General features: G+C 70.7%; 26 protein-coding genes and 1 tRNA gene. 19 read left to right on the forward strand and 8 right to left on the reverse strand.

What is annotated here, in order from left to right; genetic code table 11:
- Positions 1-6: 6 nt before the first annotated feature.
- Complete coding sequence (locus tag ACRRSS_RS33700; protein ID WP_435974787.1) at positions 7-627, reverse strand: DsbA family protein; 621 nt, start codon at positions 625-627, stop codon at positions 7-9.
- A 295-nt stretch (positions 628-922) separates the two neighbouring features.
- Between ACRRSS_RS33700 and ACRRSS_RS33705 the strand changes: the two genes are divergently transcribed.
- On the forward strand, positions 923-2,311 hold the full coding sequence (locus tag ACRRSS_RS33705; RefSeq protein WP_435974788.1) for an NAD(P)/FAD-dependent oxidoreductase: 1,389 nt from the start codon (positions 923-925) through the stop codon (positions 2,309-2,311).
- Between the two features lie 198 nt (positions 2,312-2,509).
- On the opposite strand, the gene ACRRSS_RS33710 is transcribed toward ACRRSS_RS33705, so the two are convergent.
- Positions 2,510-4,609, reverse strand: coding sequence for a restriction endonuclease (locus ACRRSS_RS33710; protein WP_435974789.1), 2,100 nt, complete (start codon positions 4,607-4,609; stop codon positions 2,510-2,512).
- Positions 4,610-4,879: 270 nt separating this feature from the next.
- On the opposite strand from ACRRSS_RS33710, the gene ACRRSS_RS33715 reads away from it, so the two are divergent.
- Positions 4,880-5,428, forward strand: a complete 549-nt coding sequence (locus ACRRSS_RS33715) for an SMI1/KNR4 family protein (protein WP_435974790.1) — start codon at positions 4,880-4,882, stop codon at positions 5,426-5,428.
- Positions 5,429-5,563: 135 nt separating this feature from the next.
- Here the strand turns inward: ACRRSS_RS33715 and ACRRSS_RS33720 are convergent, their stop codons facing one another.
- Entirely contained in the window at positions 5,564-6,016 is a 453-nt protein-coding gene (locus ACRRSS_RS33720) for a hypothetical protein (protein ID WP_435974791.1), read from the reverse strand.
- A gap of 630 nt (positions 6,017-6,646) precedes the next feature.
- Between ACRRSS_RS33720 and ACRRSS_RS33725 the strand changes: the two genes are divergently transcribed.
- Together ACRRSS_RS33725 and ACRRSS_RS33730 are read left to right on the forward strand one after the other, a co-directional pair.
- The gene (locus tag ACRRSS_RS33725; protein WP_341624579.1) at positions 6,647-7,156 is read left to right on the forward strand and encodes a hypothetical protein; all 510 of its coding nucleotides are present in this window, start codon (positions 6,647-6,649) and stop codon (positions 7,154-7,156) included.
- Positions 7,157-7,371: 215 nt separating this feature from the next.
- Positions 7,372-7,593 carry a hypothetical protein gene (locus ACRRSS_RS33730; RefSeq protein ID WP_435974792.1) on the forward strand — a complete coding sequence of 74 codons (222 nt, stop codon included), beginning with the start codon at positions 7,372-7,374 and terminating at the stop codon, positions 7,591-7,593.
- A 1,121-nt stretch (positions 7,594-8,714) separates the two neighbouring features.
- On the opposite strand, the gene ACRRSS_RS33735 is transcribed toward ACRRSS_RS33730, so the two are convergent.
- Complete coding sequence (locus ACRRSS_RS33735; RefSeq protein WP_435974793.1) at positions 8,715-9,395, reverse strand: YdcF family protein; 681 nt, start codon at positions 9,393-9,395, stop codon at positions 8,715-8,717.
- Positions 9,392-10,186: a GntR family transcriptional regulator gene (locus tag ACRRSS_RS33740; RefSeq protein ID WP_435974794.1), complete on the reverse strand. Its 795-nt coding sequence runs from the start codon at positions 10,184-10,186 to the stop codon at positions 9,392-9,394. Before ACRRSS_RS33740 ends, ACRRSS_RS33735 begins: the two co-directional genes overlap by 4 nt.
- A 153-nt stretch (positions 10,187-10,339) precedes the next feature.
- On the opposite strand from ACRRSS_RS33740, the gene ACRRSS_RS33745 reads away from it, so the two are divergent.
- The 12 genes from ACRRSS_RS33745 to ACRRSS_RS33800 all read left to right on the forward strand — a co-directional run bounded on the left by ACRRSS_RS33745 (position 10,340) and on the right by ACRRSS_RS33800 (position 17,301).
- Positions 10,340-10,672, forward strand: a complete 333-nt coding sequence (locus ACRRSS_RS33745) for an SCO3933 family regulatory protein (RefSeq protein ID WP_356839141.1) — start codon at positions 10,340-10,342, stop codon at positions 10,670-10,672.
- A 2-nt stretch (positions 10,673-10,674) separates the two neighbouring features.
- A complete protein-coding gene (locus ACRRSS_RS33750) occupies positions 10,675-12,024 on the forward strand; it encodes an FtsK/SpoIIIE domain-containing protein (protein ID WP_435974795.1) in 1,350 nt (449 codons plus the stop codon).
- Positions 12,025-12,102: 78 nt separating this feature from the next.
- Positions 12,103-12,774: a DUF2637 domain-containing protein gene (locus ACRRSS_RS33755; RefSeq protein ID WP_435974796.1), complete on the forward strand. Its 672-nt coding sequence runs from the start codon at positions 12,103-12,105 to the stop codon at positions 12,772-12,774.
- A gap of 20 nt (positions 12,775-12,794) precedes the next feature.
- Complete coding sequence (locus ACRRSS_RS33760; protein ID WP_435974797.1) at positions 12,795-12,983, forward strand: mobile element transfer protein; 189 nt, start codon at positions 12,795-12,797, stop codon at positions 12,981-12,983.
- A gap of 20 nt (positions 12,984-13,003) precedes the next feature.
- On the forward strand, positions 13,004-13,162 hold the full coding sequence (locus tag ACRRSS_RS33765; RefSeq protein WP_435974798.1) for a hypothetical protein: 159 nt from the start codon (positions 13,004-13,006) through the stop codon (positions 13,160-13,162).
- A 12-nt stretch (positions 13,163-13,174) separates the two neighbouring features.
- Positions 13,175-13,486, forward strand: coding sequence for a hypothetical protein (locus ACRRSS_RS33770; RefSeq protein ID WP_055602986.1), 312 nt, complete (start codon positions 13,175-13,177; stop codon positions 13,484-13,486).
- A 5-nt stretch (positions 13,487-13,491) separates the two neighbouring features.
- Positions 13,492-14,040 carry a GGDEF domain-containing protein gene (locus tag ACRRSS_RS33775; protein WP_435974799.1) on the forward strand — a complete coding sequence of 183 codons (549 nt, stop codon included), beginning with the start codon at positions 13,492-13,494 and terminating at the stop codon, positions 14,038-14,040.
- A 94-nt stretch (positions 14,041-14,134) separates the two neighbouring features.
- Positions 14,135-14,308 carry a hypothetical protein gene (locus ACRRSS_RS33780; protein WP_435974800.1) on the forward strand — a complete coding sequence of 58 codons (174 nt, stop codon included), beginning with the start codon at positions 14,135-14,137 and terminating at the stop codon, positions 14,306-14,308.
- Positions 14,309-14,313: 5 nt separating this feature from the next.
- On the forward strand, positions 14,314-14,559 hold the full coding sequence (locus ACRRSS_RS33785; RefSeq protein ID WP_435974801.1) for a hypothetical protein: 246 nt from the start codon (positions 14,314-14,316) through the stop codon (positions 14,557-14,559).
- Complete coding sequence (gene repSA / locus ACRRSS_RS33790; protein WP_435974802.1) at positions 14,556-15,959, forward strand: replication initiator protein RepSA; 1,404 nt, start codon at positions 14,556-14,558, stop codon at positions 15,957-15,959. Before ACRRSS_RS33785 ends, repSA begins: the two co-directional genes overlap by 4 nt.
- A gap of 2 nt (positions 15,960-15,961) precedes the next feature.
- Complete coding sequence (locus ACRRSS_RS33795; RefSeq protein WP_435974803.1) at positions 15,962-16,165, forward strand: helix-turn-helix domain-containing protein; 204 nt, start codon at positions 15,962-15,964, stop codon at positions 16,163-16,165.
- The gene (locus ACRRSS_RS33800) at positions 16,165-17,301 is read left to right on the forward strand and encodes a tyrosine-type recombinase/integrase (RefSeq protein ID WP_435974804.1); all 1,137 of its coding nucleotides are present in this window, start codon (positions 16,165-16,167) and stop codon (positions 17,299-17,301) included. Before ACRRSS_RS33795 ends, ACRRSS_RS33800 begins: the two co-directional genes overlap by 1 nt.
- A 71-nt stretch (positions 17,302-17,372) precedes the next feature.
- On the opposite strand, the gene ACRRSS_RS33805 is transcribed toward ACRRSS_RS33800, so the two are convergent.
- A tRNA-Thr gene (locus tag ACRRSS_RS33805) sits at positions 17,373-17,446 on the reverse strand.
- A gap of 182 nt (positions 17,447-17,628) precedes the next feature.
- On the opposite strand from ACRRSS_RS33805, the gene ACRRSS_RS33810 reads away from it, so the two are divergent.
- From ACRRSS_RS33810 to ACRRSS_RS33820, 3 genes are all read left to right on the forward strand, one after another.
- Complete coding sequence (locus tag ACRRSS_RS33810) at positions 17,629-18,726, forward strand: ABC transporter ATP-binding protein (RefSeq protein ID WP_435974805.1); 1,098 nt, start codon at positions 17,629-17,631, stop codon at positions 18,724-18,726.
- 285 nt (positions 18,727-19,011) lie between these two features.
- On the forward strand, positions 19,012-19,422 hold the full coding sequence (locus ACRRSS_RS33815) for a hypothetical protein (protein ID WP_435974806.1): 411 nt from the start codon (positions 19,012-19,014) through the stop codon (positions 19,420-19,422).
- 67 nt (positions 19,423-19,489) lie between these two features.
- A complete protein-coding gene (locus ACRRSS_RS33820; RefSeq protein WP_435974807.1) occupies positions 19,490-20,206 on the forward strand; it encodes a nucleotidyltransferase family protein in 717 nt (238 codons plus the stop codon).
- Between the two features lie 120 nt (positions 20,207-20,326).
- Here ACRRSS_RS33820 and ACRRSS_RS33825 read toward each other — a convergent pair whose 3' ends face one another.
- Positions 20,327-21,910, reverse strand: a complete 1,584-nt coding sequence (locus tag ACRRSS_RS33825) for a DoxX family membrane protein (RefSeq protein ID WP_435974808.1) — start codon at positions 21,908-21,910, stop codon at positions 20,327-20,329.
- 106 nt (positions 21,911-22,016) lie between these two features.
- Positions 22,017-22,976, reverse strand: coding sequence for a 23S rRNA (guanosine(2251)-2'-O)-methyltransferase RlmB (gene rlmB / locus ACRRSS_RS33830; RefSeq protein ID WP_435974809.1), 960 nt, complete (start codon positions 22,974-22,976; stop codon positions 22,017-22,019).
- Positions 22,977-23,046: the final 70 nt, after the last annotated feature.

Consider the following 23,046-nt stretch of genomic DNA (forward strand, 5'->3'; position numbering starts at 1 on the left):
ACGACCCTAGACACCGGCGTCGCGCAGCGCCTCCGAGAATTCCGTCGCGTCGTACAGGGCGTCGCCGCCCGGCAGCGCGGTCCCGTCGACGAGGACGGTCGGCGTGCCGCCCACCCCGGAGGCCTCGAAGGCCTTCTCGGCGTCCGCCACCCACCGCCGGTGGGCGTCCTCCCGTACGGCCCGGTCGAAGGCCGCGCTCCGCACCCCCTCCACCTGGTCCGCGATCCGCAGCAGGTGGTCGGCCGAGTACCCGTCGTCCTTCGGCTCCTCGCCCGGCTGTGCGGCGAAGAGGGCCGCCTGGAACGCGGCGAACTTCCCCGGCCCGGCGTCCGCGGACGCCCGCAGCGCGTTCGCCGCCCGCGCCGAGGCCGTTCCGCCGGTCCGGGCGTCCAGGAAGGAGGCGACGACGTACTCGACCTTCACCGTGCCCGCCGCGGCCTCCTCCGCCAGGACCGTACCGGCGTTCGCCTCGAACTTCGCGCAGTAGCCACACCGCGGGTCCGCGTACACCGTGACCGTGTGCGGGGCCTCCGCGTCCCCGACGACGATCTTCGTACCGTCGACGGCGGCGGGAAGCCCCGCGAGCACCTCCGCGTGCTCGCGGGGACCACGGTCACCGCCGAGCACGCGGGCGCCCCCGACTCCGAACAGCCCACCGCCGCAAGGGCGATGAGGCCTGCCGAGAGAGCGGCGACGGCGACCCGCCGGGTCCTGCGTACGGGCATGGGAGAGTCCTTCCGGAGCAACGGAATCCGCAGCGGCCACGCAGACGCCACGGCTTCCGGAACAACGGAATCCGCAGCGGCCACGCACTCTCGAACCTAGGCCGGGCCCCACTCGGGAACCGCCGCCGAATGACCCGTATCCACAGGACCGACGCCCCGGGTAACCTCCCGCCCACGCACCCGGAAGAGGGATACACATGAGTACGGTCAACGGCGGCATCTCGTTCTGGTACGCGCAGGACGGCACCCCCGATCCCCGCGAACCGCTCCCCGGCGACACCAGCGCCGACGTCTGCATCGTCGGCGGCGGCTACACCGGCCTGTGGACCGCCTACTACCTCAAGAAGGCCGTCCCCTTCCTCAACATCACCGTCCTGGAGGCGAAGTTCTGCGGGTACGGGGCCTCCGGACGCAACGGCGGCTGGCTCTACAACGGCATCGCGGGCCGCGACCGCTACGCCCGGGTCCACGGCCACGAGGCCGCCGTCCGGCTCCAGCAGGCCATGAACGCCACCGTCGGCAAGGTCGTCGACGTCTGCGAGCAGGAGAAGATCGACGCCGACATCCACCGGGGCGGCGTCCTCGAAGTCGCGCTCTCCCCCGCCCAGCTCGCCCGCCTCAAGGACTTCCACGCGGTCGAGATCGCGTTCGGCGAGACGGACCGGGAGATGTACGGGGCCCGCGAGACCGCCGACCGCATCCGCGTCACCGGAGCCGTCGGCTCCTCCTGGACCCCGCACGGGGCCCGCCTGCACCCGGTGAAACTGGTCAAGGGGCTCGCGGACGCCGTCGAGGCGCTCGGCGTCACGATCCACGAGTCGACTCCGGTCACGGAGATCAGGCCCAAGCACGCCGTCACCCCGTACGGCACGGTCCGCGCCCCGTACGTCCTGCGCTGCACGGAGGGCTTCACCGCCTCCCTCACCGGCCAGCGCCGCACCTGGCTCCCCATGAACTCCTCGATGATCGCCACCGAGCCGCTCACCGACGCGCAGTGGGAGTCCATCGGCTGGGACGGCCGCGAGACCCTCGGCGACATGGCCCACGCCTACATGTACGCCCAGCGCACCGCCGACGGCCGCATCGCGCTCGGCGGCCGGGGAGTCCCGTACCGCTTCGGCTCGAAGACCGACAACGACGGCCGCACCCAGCCGCAGACGATCGAGGCCCTCCGCGACATCCTGGTCCGCTTCTTCCCCCAGCTGGCGGGGGTACGGGTGGACCACGCCTGGTCCGGTGTCCTCGGCGTCCCCCGCGACTGGTGCGCCACGGTCACCCTCGACCGCTCCACCGGCCTCGGCTGGGCGGGCGGCTACGTCGGCTCGGGCGTCGCCACGGCCAACCTCGCGGCCCGCACCCTGCGCGACCTCATCCAGCAGGACTCGGGCCAGTCGGGCCCGACGGACCTCACCACCCTCCCCTGGGTCAACCACAAGGTCCGCAAGTGGGAACCGGAGCCGCTGCGCTGGCTCGGAGTGCAGACCATGTACGCGGCCTTCCGAGGCGCGGACCGCCGCGAGGCGACGGGCCACGCGGCGACGACGGACAGGGTGGCGGTCCTGGCGAACAGGCTGAGCGGCCGGTGAAGGGAGGGTGAGGGTGAGGGGAGGGTGAGGGGAGGGTGAGGGGGCCGGACAGGTCCGGGATGAGCCGGGGCCCTTCCCGGGGCCGGGCCCGCCCGACGGAGGCGAGGCCCGGGGCCGGGGCGTCACCCCGAGGCCCGGGGCCGGGGCCTCACCCCAACCCACCCCACCCCACGGAGGCGAGGACCGGGGCCCGGGGCCTCACTCCACCTGGATGCCGAAGTCCCCGACCAACTCCTCCAGCCCGCCCCGGTACCCCTTCCCGCCGAGGACGAAGTCCCAGTCGCCGCCGGCGCGCCGACGGAACGAACCGAGGACGAGGGCGGTCTCGCCGGGCCGCCCGTCGGAGACGACGAGCCGGTCCAGTTCCGTCCCGGAGTCGTCGCGCAGCCGGACGCCCGCGTCGGTGAACCCCCCGAGATCCGCGTCGGGGTTCACCTCCGGGTCGACGGCCGCGACGAGCACGATGCGGTCGGCCCGCGCGGGCAGGGCGTCGAAGCCCACCCGGACGGCGGCCCGGTCGCCGGGCGCGGCGGCGACCATGGCGACCGAACCGTCCGGGGTTGCGGGGTTGTTGAAGAAGACGAACCACTCGTCGCCGAGGACCCGGTTGCCCGAACAGACGAGCGCGCACACGTCGAGGGCGGCGGACCCGGACCACACCATGCCGAGCAGGTTGAAGTCGGCGTCGGCTTCGGCGGGAGTCGCCGCGGCGGAGGCCGCCACGGCAGGCGCGGCCGAGGTCCCCGGCCCCAACCGCCCCCGAAGACCGTGCTGGTGCAGCAGGTCGACGAGTTCGGTGCCGGATATCAGGGTGAGCGGCTTGCCGTTGGCGAAGGTGTACGAGCCGGGCCCGAACTTGGAGGTGGTGACGAGGACGCCCTTGTTGGCGCCGGCGCCCTGCACGGTGCCGAAGAGATCCCGTACGGCGGACGGGGGCACGGTGTTCCGGTACCGCTTCACCTGGACGATGATCGACCCGCCGCTGATGGGATCGGGATCGAGCGCCTCGACGTCCACACCGCCGTCGTTGGAGCGCCGGGTGGTGACGGCCTGGAGCCCGCGGGCGCGGAAGAGCTCGGCGACGAGCCCTTCGAAGGCGATCGGATCCATGGCGAGCAGGTCGGGCTCCTCGCCGTCGCCCTGGACGACGACGTCGGACCCGACCTGATCGGGGCTGAGCATCGGCGCCACGGCCACCCGCTCGTCGGGCTTCGAGGAGAGCCGCCCGGCGAGGGCGCCGGTCAGGCACTCCACGGCCCCGACGAGCTGGAGGTTCAGCCGCTCGAAGACGCCCCGCTCGACGACGGCGGAGGCGACACAGACCCTCCCGGCGAGCCCGGTGGCCGGGTCGACGCCTCCCACGTACCCGTTGAGCGCGACCTTCTCCAGGGCGCCGAACCGGTCGGCCGCGAAGAGCTCCCGCACGACGAGCAGCACGCTCTGGGCCAGCACGTCCCGGTAGAGGGCCCGCCGCTGCGTGACGGGCCGCGGGACCTCCTTCTCCTGGTCGGTGCTGGACAGGTACTTGACGCCCTTGGCCTCGGGGACGATGTCGTACCCGGGCAGATCCCAGTCGAGCACGAGGGCGCGCCCGCTCCGGTCGTAGGCGGCGGACACCTCCCGGGGGAACCCCTCGGGCCACCCGCCGGAGGAGAAGAGCACGGCGGAGAAGAAGTCGACGACGGTCTCGGAGTCACCGGCGCGCAGGGCCGTCTCGGTCCCGGCGACCCCCCTGTTGTGGGCCCGCACCTCGGCGAGCCGGGCGGCGGCCCAGACGTCGTACTGCCTCCGGTACGCGGCGAGTTGCTCGACCCGACGGGCCTCGGCGGCCTGCGCCGCGTACCAGTCCCGCTCGAACCGCGCCCGCGCGTCGCGCTCGGCCTGGGCCCGCCCGGAAGCGGTCCAGGCACCGCCCTGGGGCTGGTAGAGCCGCTGGTCGGGCAGGGGAACGGGCTCGGCGAGCGGCCCGGGCGAGAACGGCTCGACGGCCTCGTCCCGCCGCAACGACTCCACACCGAACGCGGGCGCACGGCACCCCGCCCCCAGCAACCCTTCGAGCACCGCGACCCGCTGATCGAGCGCCTGGGTCCGCCGCAACGCGTCGGCCTCCCGCTGCTGCCGATACGCGGCCCGCTGCTCGCGCCGCATCCGGGCGACATCCCGCTCGTAAGCCCGCTGCACCCGCTCGGCATCCCGCTGCTGCCGCAGCACCGCCTGGTGCTGCCCCTCACGCTGCCGCTGCGCGACCCGCTGCTGTTCGGCCCAGACCCCGATCAGCCCACCGGAACGCCGACTCATCCGCCGCACCCCTCCCCACGAACACCCCACGCCACCTGTACGCCCCCGTAACGCACAAGTGTCCCGGACCGACGCGAGTCAGAACACAGAAACAATCCAACGGTCTGCCCCGGTGACGGCGACGGAGCGACCGCCATCCGCCCCGGGAAGGCCCACACGCATGCCGGCCACCGAGCACCCGATCCCCGCACAGCGACAGAGCCCAGGGCCAGGGCACCCTTGATCGCTCCTCCGCACCCTCTGTCATAGGCGCCCGGCAGGATCGCGCCCGTGACAGCCATCGAGGATCTCGTTCACCGCGTGGCGGCGAGGGCCAGGGCCACGTCGAGGACGCTGCCGCCCGCCGCCGGCGCCGAGCGGATCGCCGAGGCGGAGGAGGTTCTCGGCTTCGCCCTCCCGCCCCTGCTGGCGAGCCTGTACCGGGAGGTGGCCAACGGTGGGTACGGCCCCGACTACCACCTTCTTCCACTGATCGGGCCAGGGCGTACGGCGCTGAGCGAGTACCGGTCCGAACGATCCGCCTCGACCGAGGGGGAGACGCCCTACTGGCCGGCGGGCGTGCTGCCGATCCTCGACTGGGGCTGCGCCATGTACGCCGCGGTGGACTGCCTCAGCGAGACCGCCACGGTCCTCCTCTTCGAGCCGAACGCCATGACGGACGACGGAGCCGCCGCCTGGTTCGTGGACGCCGGGAGTCTGGCCGAATGGCTGGAAACCTGGCTCGCCGGAACAGGGTGGTACCACGAAGACGCCGACGGACACGAGGACGTCGCAGAGCCGACCCCGTGGGAGATGGCCGCCTCCCGGATCGCGGAGTGAACGAACCGCGGGATGAACGCTGAGCTCACTCGGTGGAGCGGCTCCTCAAGCGAAAGCGGCCTGGGGCCGCCCCGACCGCGGCTGAGTGCGCTGGATGCCTGTCTGCTCCGACCCCATGTTCAGCATGGGGTCGAGTCAGTAGAACCAGACGACGAGACGCACGTTCTCCGCACCGTGGACTTCGCTGAGGATGCGCATGACGCTCCAGACGCGGCCCCAGTCGGTGTCGGCCCCTGCGGCCGATGCACGACTTCGTGTGCCGGAGACGTCCGTCTCCTGCCAGTCGGTGGCGGACAGCTCGGCCCAGGTCACCCATGTCGTCCCGTACACGGAGTCGGGACCGCCGTAGCCGGCGAACTCACGGCGCAGCCCTTCCGACGCGTCGTCCGGGAAGCCACGGTCCTCAGCAAGCGGGCGGAAGCCGAAGGAGTTGCGGATTCCGAAGAGACAGGCCAGACCGTCGTAGGCGTTGCCCCTGTTCAGCAGGAAGAGGTCGATGCCCGCTTCCCAGACTGTGTCCTCATCGTCCGGTCCCCACAGCCGGGCCCCCGGACGGCACTCGATCATTCCACTGACGTCGGTCGACATGGCGTGATCCTGCCTGCCGGGCCAGGGAGCGAGCGCCCACATTTCGCTCCGCGCGCTCGCGGCCGTCCTCGGCCGATCGCCGCCGTTGATGTCCCCCGTAGATGTCAAAGACCCCCAACCAAGATCGGTCGGGGGTCTTCGACATTCCTACCTGGAGCCCCCTGTCGGGTTCGAACCGACGACCCCCGCTTTACAAGAGAGGGATGGCGCACCCGCACCTGACCTGCACGGTTGCGGTGCTGGCTGGTCCACTGCACAGGCCCTCTAGGCGCCCCTCGTTCCCCGTGAGTCCCCGCACGATCTGGCACGGATGTGGCACGGCGATCTCTTCGTCCCGAAGGAACCTGGGCGGGTGCTCGACCGGGGGGATCACCTGGTGCGACGGTCCACAGGCGTCCGAGCTTGTCCGCCGCTGTCTGTCGGCCTGTCACGCACTTAGACACGCAAAGCTGTCGCTCGCCACGAGGTACCAGCCCGTAGTCGGCCCGACGAAGATCGGATCCGTCTCCATGAAGGTTGGCAGGTTGGGAATGGGTATGAGGGGCTGAGGGGCTGAGCGGCTTGGGGGGGCAAGTGAGTGGACTCGCGGACCAACTACCCGCACTTGTCGGAGTGGTTGTGGGTGGCGTCATGTCATACGCCGCTGGAGCGCTGACTGAGAGAAGTCGGTGGCGCCGGCAGCAGGCCACACGCTGGGACGAGCGCCTGCTTCAGGCATACAGCGACTACGGCCACGCGGTGAAGGAATGCTCCAGCTACTACATGCGACTGGCCGCTGGCCGCAACCTGACAGACCATCCGGCGCCCCTCGAATCGACCAATGACGTATTGGAGCAAGCAGCAACCGCTGAGCGCCGACGATCGGCCATGGTGGAACCCATGAGCCTGCTGGCCGATGCTCGTACGGCTGAAGCGGTACGAGCACTCAACCGCAGTCTCTGGCATCTTGAGTGGTTGGCCCGCGGGAGAATGCCGGGAGACGCCGCCACTTGGGCCAACGCCTTCAGCGACTACAGGGCTGCGCGGGCCGATTTCTATCAGCACGCAAGAAGGAGCCTGCAGGTCGCTGAGCTGACGGACCTGCAGGAAGTGCCCTGGCCACCCAGCTGGCGACCAGTTCGGGAACCTTCTGATCCGTAGCTCTAGCCGGATCGGTCAGCGACGGTCATACAGGCAGCCTCCAGGCCCCGCAGGGACGCTATGGGACGGTGGTGGTTGTTGTAGTTGCGGTACGGCGCTGCTGTACCGCGTGATCAATGCAGTCGCTCCGCCCGGTCGCCTCCGTACGCCCTGAGACCGCCTGTCGATCCCGCGCTCCCGTGGCTGGCATGATTTTCTCCCCGAAGGGGGCTGCTGTGGACGTTGTGGAACTGATGGCGTGGCTGGCCGAGCGAGGGTGTTCGGTGGTCTTCAAGGCTGACGGTGAGCGATCACCGGGACATCGCTGGATGGTGATCGTCTCCGGCGGCCCTTTGGGCACGGAGTCGTTCTTCAGGTCGGATGAGGCGTCCGCCGACGCATGTCTTGAGGCAACCATCGCGCACTTGGAAAGCGTGGGGATTTCGCCCTTCGCCTGAGGACCTGAGCTTGGGAATCACCGATCTTCCAGCCGTACTTGGGCCTCTGACCAGCGGATACGGGTGCCAGGGCGAACCCTGGCGCTACCTGTGGCACCCGTCGTTGACCGCCGTTACCCGCCCTGTCTGGCACGTGAGTGGCACGGGATCCGACGCCCCGGCTGTGCCAAGCGCACGGAGAGGTCGAGCTTAGTCCCAGAAGCCGTGCTGGTTCATCAGCTCGATCAAGTGGTCCATACGGCGTTCCGCCAGGTATTGGCGCAGAATCTTGCGGGGCGGCTGGTTGCTGCGGTACGGCGTAGTGCACGAACCGGTGTACAGGCCACCTCCCGCCCCCGAGTAGAGACCACCGCCTGGTCCGCTGTAGAGCCCTCCCCCGGGGCCGGTGTACAGGCCTCCTCCTGGCCCCGTGTAGACACCCCCACCAGGCCCTGAGTAGAGGCCTCCGCCTGGTCCGGTGTAGGCCCCGCCGCCCGGTCCGGTGTAGGCACCTCCGCCGGGACCTGTGTATGCGCCGCCCCCTGGTCCGGTGTACATGCCTCCGCCTGGGCCTGTGTAGAGCCCTCCGCCCGGACCTGTGTACCGGTCGCGAATCCAAGTGTTTTTTTCCATATGTCGAGTCTGGCACCAGCCACTGACAACCGACCCTGTGAGCAAGCCTGTTACCCACCAGTCGCCCCAGCTCCCATCCCGTCTGCCGTCGACCCACACACCGTGGAGCAGGCGCGGTGCCGGGCGTCCAGGTGGAGCGCCCAACTGGACGAACGACCTGGACGCCCGGTGCCGTGTCTGCTCGGCTCTGCCTGGGTCGACGGCAGACGGGATGGGAGTCCCCACCGACACACCCCACCGGCCGGCACCCGCGTACGACCCTCTCCTATCCCGGAGCCTGAGCGCCCCCGCCGGAGGCATCGCCTTGAGCCGCACTCGTGTACCGCCTCGGCCACCTCGTGGGTTCTCCACCCATCAACCCGAGCCGTCAGGCGCGCGGACGGCGCCCGGGCTGGAGCGGGGCGCAGACAGGAGCGCAGGCCCGGGCGACGGGCCGCGCGCGCCGCGCCTCGCGCGGCGGGTGCCTTGATGAGGTAGAGAAACCTGTAACAGCTGCCCCGACTACGGCTCTACGTGGTGGGCTTGAGGACCTCGCCCTTGCCATCGCGGAGCAGGCGGCTCATGTATCCGCCCTGGGCAAGTCGGTCGTACGCGCGGATCACATCGGCGGGAACCTGCTGGCTGATCATGAAGCCCTGTTCCGGGTAGACCAGTAGTCGCTGGAGGGCGCCTACAAGCATGTCGATGACCATGCGCGCGTCGCCGATCGAGTCGACGTAGTCCTGGAGCGCCATCGGGCTTGAAGCACTGACGATCTCGACTTCGGGCCACAGCTTCCGCCCCGTGGCGTAGGCCCGCCGCTCCTCGTAGGGCTTGCTGATCAGCAGGACTGAGAACACCTCGATGCCGGCATCGGCCAGGAGGTCCCGCGAAAAGCGGATGTTCTCGCCGGTGTTGCGGGCCCGCGGCTCCACCATCACCGCCGAGTCGGGAACGCCAAGTTCGATCGCCCGCTCGCGGTAGTGCACGGCTTCACCGCGGGGCATGCGTTCGCGGGTGGTCGGACTGGTCGCCCCGGTGAACACGAGGAGTGGGGCCATGCCTTGCTTGTACAGGTCGACTGCGGCGTCGGCCACGCCCAGGTCGTGGCTGCCAAGCCCGATCGCCACTGAGCAGGGCCGGGGCGTGTGGCCCATCTGGTGGTAGTCCCAGAGACGTTGCGTGTCAGCCCAGTCCTGAGTGGAGATCACTGCTGGCCGTTCCTGTCCTTCGCGGTGTCCGGGACCTTGAAGTCGTACTCCCACGCGAAGCGGGAAGCCGCATGTACTCCGATGGCGAACTCAACCACTGTGCCGTCAGCCGTGTACGTCGTCCTGTGCAGCTCGACCACAGGTTCGCCCGGCGGGAGCTGGAGGAGTTTCGTCTCGTCCGCTGTCGGGGTGCGGGCGAAGAGCGACTCCTTCATGTGGTCGATCTCGTAACCCGCGTCGTACAGGACTCGGTATCCACCGCCTCGGCCGGCCGGACCGGGGGTGGGATCGACCAGGCGGGTGCCCTCGACGTGCTCGGGGCGGTAGTAGCTGGTCAGGGTGTGCGTCGGCTGGTCACCTTCCTTCACCAGTCGGGCTCGGGCGTAGACCGGAGCTCCGCTTTCCAGCCCATGGGCAGTTGCTACCGCTGGGGGGGCGTCAACGAGGCTGACCGTCTGGGTCTGTTCGTTCCGGCGGTACGTCCGTCCGGACGCCACGCGATCCGCGATGAACGCCACCTCGTCGCCGTCGCGCCACTTCGCCTTGTCGTATCGGGCGATGCCGAGTCGCTTGAGTGGTACCTGCTGGCGCACCACAGTCCCGTGGCCCCGCGTGGAGGTGACAAGGCCCTCCGCCTCCAGTGCTTTGTATGCGGCATGGACGGTGGCCTTGGAGCCTTCGCCTGCCTCAACCTGCGCTCTGATCTGCGGCAAGGCTTGGCCCGCCTTGTACTCACCCCTCCTGATCTGCTCGGCCAGCTTGTCCGCCAGCTCCCGCCACTTGGGCGCCATCACGTACCCCTCTCGACAGGAACAAGTCAAACACAGTCCTAGGACTGTTGACAGTCCTAGGACTACGGGCCACTATCTACTCAGTCGCTCGCAGTCCTAGGACAGCGAGTTGGCAGTTCCAGTTCGGGCTGCCCAACAACGTAGGGAGTGCTGATGCCGTCCTTCAAGATCGACACGTCGACCGCTGTGGTGTTCGTGGCCACGGCTCCCGCGCCGAAGCTCGTGAGCAAGCAGACCGGTGAGAGGGCGGTGGACCGGGAGACCGGTGCGGGGCTGTCCACGGTGGGGCTGCTGATCTCGGACGAGGGGGAGGGCAACCTCTACCAGGTGACCGTCCCGGAGACCGGTCTCCCCGACGGGCTCGCGCCGGGTATGCCGGTGTCGGTGATCGGGCTCAAGGCGCGGGACTGGGAGAACACGTTCAACGGGCAGACCCGTCACGGCATCTCGTTCCGCGCGGTCGCGGTCACCCCGGTCGGGGTCTGACCATGACGGATCTGTCGACGTTATGGGAGGTCGGCCTCCCGCTTGCCGGAACCGCCGGCGGTCTCGGATACGCGAAGGTCCGCGCCCCGCGTGTGTTCTGGTCGCTGGTCGGTCTGCCGGTGGCGACCACGCGGTTCGCGGTCACGTACCGCTCGACGATGGACGTGTGCGGGCTGACGGTCCAGCCGTCGCGTCTGCGGGCGTTCATGGTCCGCAACGTCGCCCGCCGCGCGGATGTCCAGCCGGTGCCGCCGAAGGTCCGCCGGGTGAGGGGTTCCTCGACCGGCATGCGGGTCACCCTCCGTCTCCCGGCCGGTCTGGAGCCCTCCGATGTGATGGCGGCCTCCGAGCGGCTGCGGCACGCCTGGGGTGTCCACTCCGTCAACGTGGCTGAGGTGAAGCCGGGGTTCGTGGAGCTGCGGATGACCGGTTACGACGTCTTGCGCCGTGTGAGGATGCCCCGCCCCGTCGCCTCCGGTCCCATGACGGTTCCGGTCGCGCTGCGGGAGGACGGCACTGCGTTCGTCCGGGACTACATGAAGGTCCCGCATGCGCTGACGCTCGGCGCGAATCAGTCGGGCAAGTCGATGTATCAGCGCAACCTGATCGCTGGACTCGCCCGCCTCCGCGTCGCCCTGGTCGGGATCGACTGCAAGCGAGGTGTCGAACAGCAGAGGTACGCGCCCCGCCTTTCCGCGCTCGCGATCACGCCCGAAGAGGCGTCGGGCCTCCTGAACGCGTTGGTCGAGGAGATGGAAGACCGGTTCGACCTGCTGAGCGAGCACGGCGCCGCCGACGTGTGGGAACTGCCCGACGCCGTACGTCCGGTACCGGTCGTGCTCCTGGTGGACGAGGTCGCGGAACTCTTCCTCGTGGCCACCAAGAAGGACGAGGAGCGCCGGGACCGGATGGTCACGCAGTTGATCCGTCTGGGGCAGATGGCTCGCGCGGCCGGCATGTTCCTGGAGGTGTGCGGGCAGCGGTTCGGCTCCGACCTCGGCAAGGGCGCCACCGCGCTGCGTGCCCAGCTCACCGGGCGCGTGGTGCACCGGGTCAACGACAAGCAGACCGCCGAGATGGGGCTCGGCGACATCGCCCCCGACGCGGTCGTGGCCGTGACGTCGATCCCGCCCGACCTGCCCGGCCTCGCGGTGGCTGGTGACACCTCCGGCGGCTGGTCCCGCATCCGCACCCCCGAACTCACCGCCGCGGAAGCCGCCGCCATCTGCGCCGAGCACGCGCACCTCACCCCGGACGTCCCGCGCCTCGCCCCGTATCGGCCGGTGGTTCCCACCGTCTTCGGGCCTGTCGCGCCCGCCCCGCTGGTGAAGCCGGTTCCGGCGACCAGCTAGCTGCCACCTCTCCCTCGGTCGGCGTGACCGTCTCACGCCAGGTCCCTACCCGACCCATGCCCGAAAGGAGGTGACCTCGTGTTCCGTACCCTCCGCCTCGACGCCGTGCTCATCCAGGCCGTCATCGCCGGTGCCCTGTCCTTCGCCCACCTGCATGACCTGGCAGCGGCGGCCGGACAGGATGGCTGGAAGGCCTGGGCCTACCCGGTCAGCGTCGACCTGTTGCTCGTCGCTGCCTGGCGCCGGATGCGCAAAGACGGCGGCAACCGCGACGCCTGGCTCTGGTTCGCCATAGCCCTCATCGCATCCCTCGGCGCCAACGTCGCCACCGCCGGACTCCTCGACATGAACGACGTCCCCGACTGGCTGCGCATCCTCGTCGCCGGATGGCCCGCCCTCGCATTCCTCGGCGGCACCCTCCTCGCCCACGCACCCCCACCCGACCCCGCCACGACACCTGAGTCCCTGGACGAGCCTGCCCCCGAACCCGCGCCGGAACTCACCGTGGAACGGGTCCCGGAACCGGCTCCCGAGCTGCCGCCGGCCGACCCCGCACCGAAGGAAGCACCGGCGGAGCCTGCTCCGTTGGCCCCTGGGGCTTCGGTGCCGCCCGCGCTGCTCGACCACGCCCGGAAGATCGCGGACGCCCATCACGTCCAGACCGGTGCCCCGATCGACGCGGCCACTCTCCGCGCCCGCCTCGGTATTCCGGCGCCGCTGGCCGACTCGATCGCCCTCCAACTCGCCTGACCAGAAGGGAGGTAAGACCCGTGCGCCCGAACCGCTTCCACCACGTGATCCGCATCGGCCCGGTGCAGGTCGGCACCCACCGCGACGGCCGGGGCCGGACCAAGCACACCGCTGTGTGCACCGCTCCGCGTTGCGACTTCTCCGCCGACTACAACACCCGCGCCGCCGCCGAACTCGCCGCCAGCACCCACCGCTGCAACCCCCGCTGACCCCTGAGGAGACCTGCGTCATGGACGTCCCGCTCTGGCTCGCCCTGATCGTCGTCGGCGGCCTCGGCATCAAGCTCATCCGCCCGCCCTGGTGGCTCGTCGCCGTGATCCTCCTCGGCGGCTACCTCCTCGCCGACAGCCTCCTCGCCCCGCTCATCGACTCCACGATCAACCAGTAGGGAGACCCCGTCATGCTCCAGCCCCGCATCCCGGTCAACCCGCTCCCGACCGGCCACACCATCCCGGTCCACAAGCCCACCCCCGTGACCGACATCGAGCCGACCCAGGTCGCCGCCCCGGTACCGGTCGTCCCCGCCCGGACCACGGTCCAGCTCACCCCTGGCAGCGCGCTCGCCCTCGCCGCCGGCGGTGGCGCCGTCGTCCTGGTCGTCGGCACCGTCCTCGTCTCGATGCTCCTCGCGGTCGCCATCACCGGCGTCTCCATCGCGGTCATCGCCGTCGTCCTGCGGCTGCTCGTCCGCGACATGCAGAGGGGCCGGTGACCCTCATGGACACGCAGACGATCGCCGCGGCTGGCTTACCGGCACTCGGCTGGGCCCTGCACGGCGGACTGCTCTGGCGCCGCCTGGCCACCGCCCGCCGCGACCCCCTCACCGGCCTGCACACCCGCGCCGGATGGACCACCCGCGCCGAACACCTCCTGGCCAAGCACCCCAGCGCCCTCGTCCTCCTGGTCGACCTGGACGACTTCAAGGCCATCAACGACACCCACGGCCACGCCGCCGGAGACGCCGTCCTCACCGCCACCGCCCAGCGGCTGAGCGTCTGGTGCGGACGCCACGGCATCGCCGCCCGCCTCGGCGGAGACGAGTTCGCCGCGATCGTCACCGACCTCGGCCAAACGCCCAGCCTCAATGCCCTCGAAAGCACACTAAATAAGGCGATCAGGCACGCCGACCTCTCCGTGCCGGTCTCGGCCTCGGTCGGGCACTGCCACCGAGACCAACTGCCGTTCCCGACCCTCACCGACGCCCTCTCGGCCGCCGACGCCTCGATGTACGCGGCCAAGGGCCACGGCAGGCGCAACACACGCTGAGCGGCTCCCGGGACGGCCTTGGTCGCCAAACTTCCGCCGCCCCGGGCGCCTGAACACCCTCCAGATCCAACGGACCCGAAAGGGAGTACTCATCATGTCCCAGACCACCCCGCGCGTCTGCCGAGACTGCGACGGCTTCGCCACCGCCACCATCACCACCGGCCTCCCCACCTCCGACGGCACCCGGGACACCATCCCCGTCCACTGCCCCACCTGCCGCGGCCTCGGCCACACCGTCCCCGCCACCCTCGCCTCGACCGGGCGGTGACCTACATGAACGGTCTCTCCGTCTCCGGTCACCTCAAGCCGGACACCCGCTTCCGCGTCACCCCGTTCCCTGACAGCACCCGCCCCTTCGTCAGCCTTCGCATCGAGGGCGACAGCATCGAAATCGCACTTCTCGTCTCTCCCGGCTCGGCCGACGCGCTGCGAACGCTCGCCTCCGCTGCCATGGAGGCCGCTGCCGCCCTCGACAGCCTCTCCATCAACGCTGCGGGTGTGAGGGGAGACGCCGCGTGATCGACTCCACCACCGCGGCGGGCCTGGACCCGGCCACCCTGAGCGACCTGCTCCGGGTGGCCGGGTCCCCCGGCTTCGACCGCCTCACCGACCAGATCCGCCGCACCCAGGGCTGCACCGCACCCATCCGCCTCACCGGCGGCACCAAGACCCTCGACCCCGCCACCCGCACCGTGCTCCACGCCTACACCACCGACGCCGAACCCGACGGTGTCCTGCGCGTCGCCTGCGGCAACCGGCGGGCCTCCCGCTGCCCCTCCTGCGCCTGGACCTACGCGGGCGACACCTACCACCTCATCCGCGCCGGACTCGTCGGCAACCCGGACAAGGGCACCCCGGAGACGATCCGCGATCACCCCCGCGTCTTCGCCACGCTCACGGCCCCGTCCTTCGGAGCCGTCCACAACCGGCCCGGCACCCGCCCCTGCCGCTGCGGGACCCGGCACCAGGAGGATGCGCCCGAACTCGGCACCCCGCTCGACTCCGAGTCGTACGACTACGCGGGGGCGGTGCTGTGGAACAACCACGCCTCCGAGCTGTGGCGGTACTTCACGATCTACCTCCGCCGTGAGATCGCCGCCCGTGCCGGCCTCACTCAGAAAGCCGCCCGCGAACAGTCCCGCGTCTCCTTCGGCAAAGTCGCCGAGTACCAGAAACGCGGCGCTGTCCACTTCCACGCCGTCATCCGCTTCGACGGCCCCCAAGGCCCCCACACCCCGCCCCCGGCCTGGGCCACCCTCGACCTCCTCACCGACGCCATCCACGCCGCCGCCGCCCGCGCCCAGGTCACTGTCCCCGCCGCACCGGACTACGGCGTCGACCAGGACCTCACGCTCAACTGGGGCACCCAGCTCGACGTCCAGCCCATCGGTGCCTTCGGCCAGGGCGAAGAACTCACCGAACAGGCCGTCGCCGCCTACGTCGCCAAGTACGCCACCAAAGCCGCCGAAACGACCGGCTCCGTCGACCACCGCGTCGGCAACAAGGAAGCGCTCGTCCTCCTCGGCGTCCCCGACCACCCCCGGCGCCTGATGGAAGCCTGCATGGACCTCGACGCCGCCTACCCGGACCGACGACTCCACGCCTGGGCCCACATGCTCGGCTTCCGCGGCCACTTCTCCACCAAATCCCGCCGCTACTCCACCACCCTCGGAGCCTTACGCCAGGTCCGCGCCGACTACCGCGCCCACCAGCAACGCACCGTCCTCGGCCTCCCCGACCCCGACGAGCACCCTGAATCCACCCTCCTCGTCGTCGCCCACTGGGCCTACGCCGGCCACGGCTCCACCCCCGGCGAATCCTGGCTCGCCGCCAACATCCGCCGCGACATCCAGCACAACCGCGAACACGCCCGCGAACTCCGCGCCCAGCTCGAAGCGTCAGCCGAAGAGGAGTGGTGACCATGTCCGCCCGTCTGCTCACCGTCGACCAGGTCGCCGAACTCCTCGGCACCACCGTCCGGTTCCCCCGGCGGCTGATCGAGGAACGGCGCATCACCTTCGTCAAGGTCGGCCGCCACGTCCGCATCCCTGAGCCCGCCGTCCAGGCGTACATCGAGACCCACACCGTGCAGCCCATCGTGCGGCGCTTCGGGAAGGCGGCCTGATGGCGAACCGCAAGGGCCAGCGTCGCCGGTTCGGCACGGTGCGGCAGCTCGCGTCCGGCCGCTGGCAGGCTCGCTACCGCGACCCGCTGTCCGGGGAAACGAAGTCGGCGCCGCACACCTTCGACACCAAGACGGACGCCCTCGTCTGGCTGACCACCATCGAGGCGGAGATCATCCGGGGTACCTACCAGGCCCCCGACGCGGGCAAGGTCGCCTTCGGGCCCTACGCGGACGACTGGTTGAAGCACCGCAAGCTGGAGGACCGCTCCCGGGAGCGGAATGAGGGCGTGATCCGGCTGCACATCAAGCCGACCTTCGGCGCCGGGACGCTCGCCGCCATCACCACACCCCGCGTCCGAGCCTGGCGCACCGCCCTCCTGGAAGACGGCGTGGGAGAGCCGACCGTCGTCAAGGCGTACCAACTGCTCCGCGCGATCCTGAACACGGCCGTGGACGACGAGTTGATCCGCCGCAACCCGTGTCGCATCAAGGGCGCCGACCGCTACGACGTCCCGGAGCGTCCCGTCCTCACCGTGGCCGAGGTGTACGCCGTGGCCGACGCCATCCAGCCGCACCACCGCGCGCTCGTCCTCCTCGCCGCCTTCACCACGCTCCGCTTCGGCGAGCTGGCCTCGCTCCGCCGCCGGGACCTCGACCTGACCCGCTCCGTGGTCCTGGTCCGCCGTGCCCAGTCCGAACTGCAGAACGGCACGCTGGCCGACAAGGCCCCGAAGTCCGCCGCCGGCGTCCGGCCGGTCGCCTTCCCGGCCGAACTCGTCCCCGAGCTCGCTCACCACCTGCAGCACTTCGCCGGTCCCGGGCAGGACGGTCATCTCTTCCGGGGTCCCCGCGGCGGCCTCCTCCGACGCAGCAACTTCCGGGACGACTGGACCGCCGCCCGCGCCACCGCCGGCATCTCCGGTGACGTGCACTTCCACGACCTCCGCCACACCGGGAACACCCTCGCCTCCAGCGCCGGGGCCAGCACACGCGAGCTGATGACGCGGATGGGGCACAGCACGACCCGGGCCGCCCTGATCTATCAGCACATGACGAGCGACCGTGATCAGCACATCGCGGGGAAGCTCGGAGAGATGATCCGCCAAGCCCGTAAAGACAAGCCATCTGGCACGTAGGTGGCACGGCCGTGATCATGCGAAAGGGCCAGCGCCGGGGAAACATGTCCCTGCGCTGGCCCTTTGCCGTGAGCCCCCTGTCGGGTTCGAACCGACGACCCCCGCTTTACAAGAGCGGTGCTCTGGCCAGCTGAGCTAAGGAGGCAGCGAGTGCAGTGTAACCAACGACGTCCTGGTGGCGGTCGGAAATCTCACCGGCTGCGGAGTGCTGACAGATCGGGCGGCGGCAGGTAGCGTCACGTGCAGTTCACCCAGGTGGACTAGACCTCAATCCTTCCTTTACTCGGATCGTCCGGCACGTTCCTGCCGGTGAAGGGACACACCACCATGGCTTCCGTCACTTTCGACAAGGCGACCCGGGTCTACCCCGGTGCCACCAAGCCCTCCGTCGACCAGCTCGACATCGAGATCGCCGACGGCGAGTTCCTCGTCCTCGTCGGGCCCTCCGGCTGTGGCAAGTCGACCTCCCTGCGCATGCTCGCGGGTCTCGAGGACGTCAACGCCGGCTCCATCCGCATCGGTGACCGCGACGTCACCCACCTGCCGCCCAAGGACCGGGACATCGCGATGGTGTTCCAGAACTACGCGCTGTACCCGCACATGACCGTCGCCGACAACATGGGCTTCGCGCTCAAGATCGCCGGCGTCAACAAGGCCGAGATCCGCGCCAAGGTCGAAGAGGCCGCGAAGATCCTCGACCTCACCGAGTACCTCGACCGCAAGCCGAAGGCCCTCTCCGGCGGTCAGCGTCAGCGTGTCGCCATGGGTCGCGCCATCGTGCGTGAGCCGCAGGTCTTCCTCATGGACGAGCCGCTGTCGAACCTCGACGCCAAGCTGCGCGTCTCGACGCGTACGCAGATCGCGGGCCTCCAGCGCCGTCTGGGCATCACCACGGTCTACGTCACCCACGACCAGACCGAGGCCCTCACCATGGGCGACCGCGTCGCCGTCCTCAAGGACGGTCTGCTCCAGCAGGTCGACTCCCCGCGCAACATGTACGACCGTCCCGCCAACCTCTTCGTCGCCGGCTTCATCGGCTCCCCCGCCATGAACCTGATCGAGGTCCCGATCACCGACGGCGGCGTGAAGTTCGGCAACAGCGTCGTCCCGGTCTCCCGTGACGCCATCGCCGCGGCCTCCGCCAACGGCGACACCACCGTCACCGTCGGCGTCCGCCCCGAGCACTTCGACGTGCAGGGCCCCACCGGCAAGGACGGCCTCGCCGTCACCGTCAACGTCGTCGAGGAGCTCGGCTCCGACGGCTTCGTGTACGGCTCCACCCGCGTCGACGGCGAGGACAAGGACCTGGTCGTCCGCGTCGGCGGACGTGACGTCCCGTCCAAGGGCACCACGCTGCACGTCGTGCCGCGCGCCGCCGAGCTCCACGTCTTCTCGACCTCCACGGGCGCCCGTCTCAGCGACTGACCCGAGGCCCGAGCCGGACGAGCCCCGACCCGGGCCGAGTCGGACCGGAGCAGAGCAGAGCAGAGCAGAGCAGAGCAAGCTGGCTGAACGGTCCCGCATCCTCCGTGGATGCGGGGCCGTTCGGCCATCTGCCGCGCATGTGGTGGTTTACCCTGTAAAACCCCGGCATTCAGGGCCCGCCCCCACCCTCCGCGTCAACACGGGATTCGAAAAGCCACTTCGAACCATCCCCCGCGAGAGTGACTAAATGTCGCCATATCACTACCGGCCGCTACGCTCGCCTGCGTGACGCACACTGCCCGCCGAATCGGCCGCTCTCTCGCCCTCGTCCTGCCCGTCGTCCTGGTGCTCTCGGGAACGCTCGCGGTGTCCGCCGTTCCGTGGGCCGGCAAGGACTCCGGGACCCAGCTCACGGCAGCCTCCTCCGAGGTCTCCGTCCGGGCCAAGTCCCGTGCCCCGCAGGACGTCCTGCGCGACCAGCTCCTCGCCGAGCTCCAGGAGAAGGACCCCGGCATCGCCCTCACCCACCTCCAGCGTGAAGTGGAGAACCGGCCCTCCCTCGCCAAGCACTGCATGTCCATCGCCCGCTCCCTCGGCCGCGCCGCCGTCGAGCAGTACGGCCCCTCCCGCGCCCAGGCCTTCTCCCGCCCCGTCTGCGACACGTCGTACGCGACCGGCGTGATGCGCGCGAGCTGAACAGCCCGACACTGAGCGACGTCGCGCGTCCGGACCTCTCACGTACGGGGCGCCTATCGTTCCCCGTATGCACACCTCTCCGACGCAGGCCGTGGTCCTGGCGGGCGGCCAGGGCTCACGGCTGCGCCCCTACACCGACGACCGCCCCAAGCCGATGGTCGAGATCCCGGGCACCGGGACCCCGATCATCGGCCATCAGCTTTCCTGGCTCGCCGCCGAGGGCGTGACCGACGCCGTCGTCTCCTGCGGCCACCTCGCCGAAGTACTCCAGGAGTGGCTGGAGAGCGCCGACCTTCCCCTCAAGGTGACGACGGTCGTCGAGACCGAGCCCCTGGGCCGCGGTGGCGGCCTCAAGTACGCCGCCGCGCACCTGCCCGCGCCGGAGCAGCCCTGGTACGCCACCAACGGCGACATCTGGACCCGCTTCTCGCTCCGCGAGATGGCCGCCTTCCACGCGGAGCGCGACGCCCTCGCCACCCTCGCCCTGGCCCGTCCCCGCATCCCGTGGGGCGCCGTCGAGACCGACACCTTCGGGCACATCACCGACTTCATCGAGTCGCCGCCCTCGCCGTTCCTCATCAACGCGGGCGTGTACGTCTTCTCCGCCGCGTTCACCGAGCTCCTCCCGGACCTGGGTGACCACGAGCGCACCACGTTCCCCAGGCTCGCCCGCGAGCGGCGCCTCGCGGGCTTCCCGCTGCCCCAGGGGGCGTACTGGCGGGCCATCGACACCGCCAAGGACCTCACCGAGGCCGCCAAGGAGCTCGCCGCCCAGAGGGGCTGAGACCCCGGACGTGAAGGGGCGGCACCGCGTACGAACCGCGGTGCCGCCCCTTCCTTTCCTGTCCTGACTGGCTTTCCTGTCCTGACTGGCCTGGCCCTGAGCGGGATTCCCTCCGGAGCCTCAGCCCAGCAGGCCGCCGATCGGGTTCCTCGCGCCGCCCGACGTCGAGCCGCCCTCCGACGGCGTGCCCGTCGAGCCGGTCGAGCCGCCGGTGGAGCCGCCGCTCGACGTGCCGCCCGTGGTGGTCGGGGTGTCGCTGGTGGACGGCGGGGGCTCCGGGTCGGAGCGCGTGGGCGTACGGCTGCCGCCGCCGTCACCGGTGCCGGCGCCCTGCGTCGCCGTCGGGCGCTGCTCCTGCGTCCGGGGGGCCTCGCGGGTCGTCTCGGGGGGACGGGTCGCCTCCCTCGTCTCCTCGCGCTCCGCCGGGGCCTCGGTGGTCGCGGCGGGCCGGGGCGCGGTGGACGCCGCCTCGGAGGGGGCGCGGCGCGTCGGCTCCGTGGGGAGCGGGCGGCCGGGGAGGTGGTTGATCGGGTCGTCGTTGGGGCCCGGGACGGTGACCATCTCGGTGGAGCGGACCGCGCCGCCGAGGACGGAGCCGACGAGGAGCGTGAGGCCGACGACGACGGCGGCCAGGAGGGTGCTGCGCCGCGTGACGCGGCGGCGGAGGTCCCACAGGTCGGCGCGGGGGCCGAGGGTGCGCCAGGCCTCTCCGGCGAGGCGACCGTCGAGGGAGTAGACGGGGGCGCCGGCGATGATCAGCGGCGACCAGGCGGCCAGGTAGATGATGTCGGCGGAGTCGTAGACCGGGACGGTCTTCCAGCTGACGGTCAGGATGAGCGCGGCGGAGAGCATGGCGCCGACGACTGCGGCGACCCGCTGCCAGAGGCCGAGCACGGTGAGGACGCCGACGACGACCTGGAGGAAGGCGACGGTGAGACCGGCGCCGACGGGGTGCTGGAGGGCGAAGTCGCGGAGGGGTTCGGCGAGGGCCCAGGGGTGGAGGGAGTTGAGCCACTTCACCATGGAGCCGCGCTCGCCGCCGTCGAAGTAGACGGGGTCGCAGAGCTTGCCCATGCCCGCGTAGATGGAGATGAAGCCGAGGAAGACGCGGAGCGGGAGGAGGACGACCCCGAGGTTCATCCGGCGGCCGGGGTAGTAGGCGTGCCGGACGGCGTCCTGGCCGTGGCGCTGCGGGGTCCTGCCGTCGGCCGTCTCGTCCTCGTACGGTCCGGTGGTCTCGGGCCGGAGGTCGTACAGGTCGTCGTACGCGCCCTCGGCGCGGCGCATGGGCGGCAGCAGCGGGCCGGAGTCGGCGGTCACCACGGGGGTGGGCATGGTGTCGTCGATGCGCGGGATGGCCTGGGTGGAGCCCCCGTCCAGACCCGCGTGACCGCGGCCGCCGACCGGGTCGAGCGTCGAGACGGAGGACTCGCGTACGGCCTGGAGGAGACCGGTCGCGCCCGGCGAGGACTTGCCGCTCCACACGACGGGACGACGGCGCGGGCCGCCCGCTCCGGCCGCGGCCCCGGACAGGGCGGCGGCGCGGGCTCCGGCGCCGACCTTCGGCTGCGGGGCGGGCGCGAGCCGCACACGGAAGCTGGCGTGGTTCACGATCACCTGGGCGGGATCGGAATCCACCTTGACCATGCTCAACGCGGGCTGATCGTCGAACCCCGGCCGGGGCGTTCTGGTGTCCACACTCATCTAACCGAGTGATCTGGGTTTAGGACACTGCCTTGACGGCTCGCAAATGTCCGAGACCCGTCAAGATCACGCCACGGCCGAGGCCGGAAGTACTACCGGCCCGGTGTCAGCGGGCCATCCGGCGGCGGGCCGCCTCGTAGAGCACGACACCGGCGGCGACACCGGCGTTGAGCGACTCGGCCCCGCCCGGCATCGGGATGCGGACGAGGAAGTCGCAGGTCTCGCCGACGAGGCGGGAGAGACCCTTGCCCTCGGAGCCGACGACGATGACGACCGGGCCGCCCAGCTCCTCCAGCTCGTGGACCTCGCGGTCACCGTCGGCGGCGAGGCCGACGACCGTGACACCGGCCTTCTGGTACTGCTCAAGGCAGCGCGTCAGGTTGGTGGCGCGGGCGACCGGGGTACGGGCGGCGGTGCCGGCCGAGGTCTTCCAGGCACCGGCGGTCATTCCGGCGGCGCGGCGCTCGGGGACGACGACGCCGTGGCCGCCGAAGGCGGAGACGGAGCGGACGACGGCGCCGAGGTTACGCGGGTCGGTGACGCCGTCGAGGGCGACGATCAGCGGGTCCTCGTGGTCGTCGAAGGCCGCCGTGACGAGGTCCTCGGGGTGCGCGTACTCGTACGGCGGGACCTGGAGGACGAGGCCCTGGTGGTTGAGGCCGTTCGTCATCCGGTCGAGCTCGGGGCGCGGCGCCTCCATGATGTGGATGTTGCCGCGGCCGGTGGCGAGGTTCAGGGCCTCGCGCACGCGCTCGTCGTTGTCGATGAACTGCTGGACGTACAGCGTCGAGGCGGGCACGCCGTCGCGCAGCGCCTCGAAGACCGGGTTGCGGCCGACGACCATCTCGGACAGGCCCTTGCCGCCGCGGCGGGCGACGGGCTTGCGCTTGGCCGCGTTCCGGGCCATCGCGTTGGTGACGCGGTAGGCCTTGTGGCCCTTGCGGGCCTCGGCCTTGGGCGTGGGGCCCTTGCCTTCGAGGCCCTTGCGCCGCTGGCCACCGCTGCCGATCGTCGCACCCTTCTTGTTGGACGTGCGACGGTTCCTGCGCTGGCTGTTCCCGGCCATGACTACTCTCATCCTCGGTGTTGCGTACGGAGGCGTACTCGGCCCTCGTACAAGGTCTGTAACTGAAGTG

It is taken from the genome of Streptomyces sp. Qhu_M48 (genome assembly GCF_051305195.1).
GTDB lineage: Bacteria > Actinomycetota > Actinomycetes > Streptomycetales > Streptomycetaceae > Streptomyces.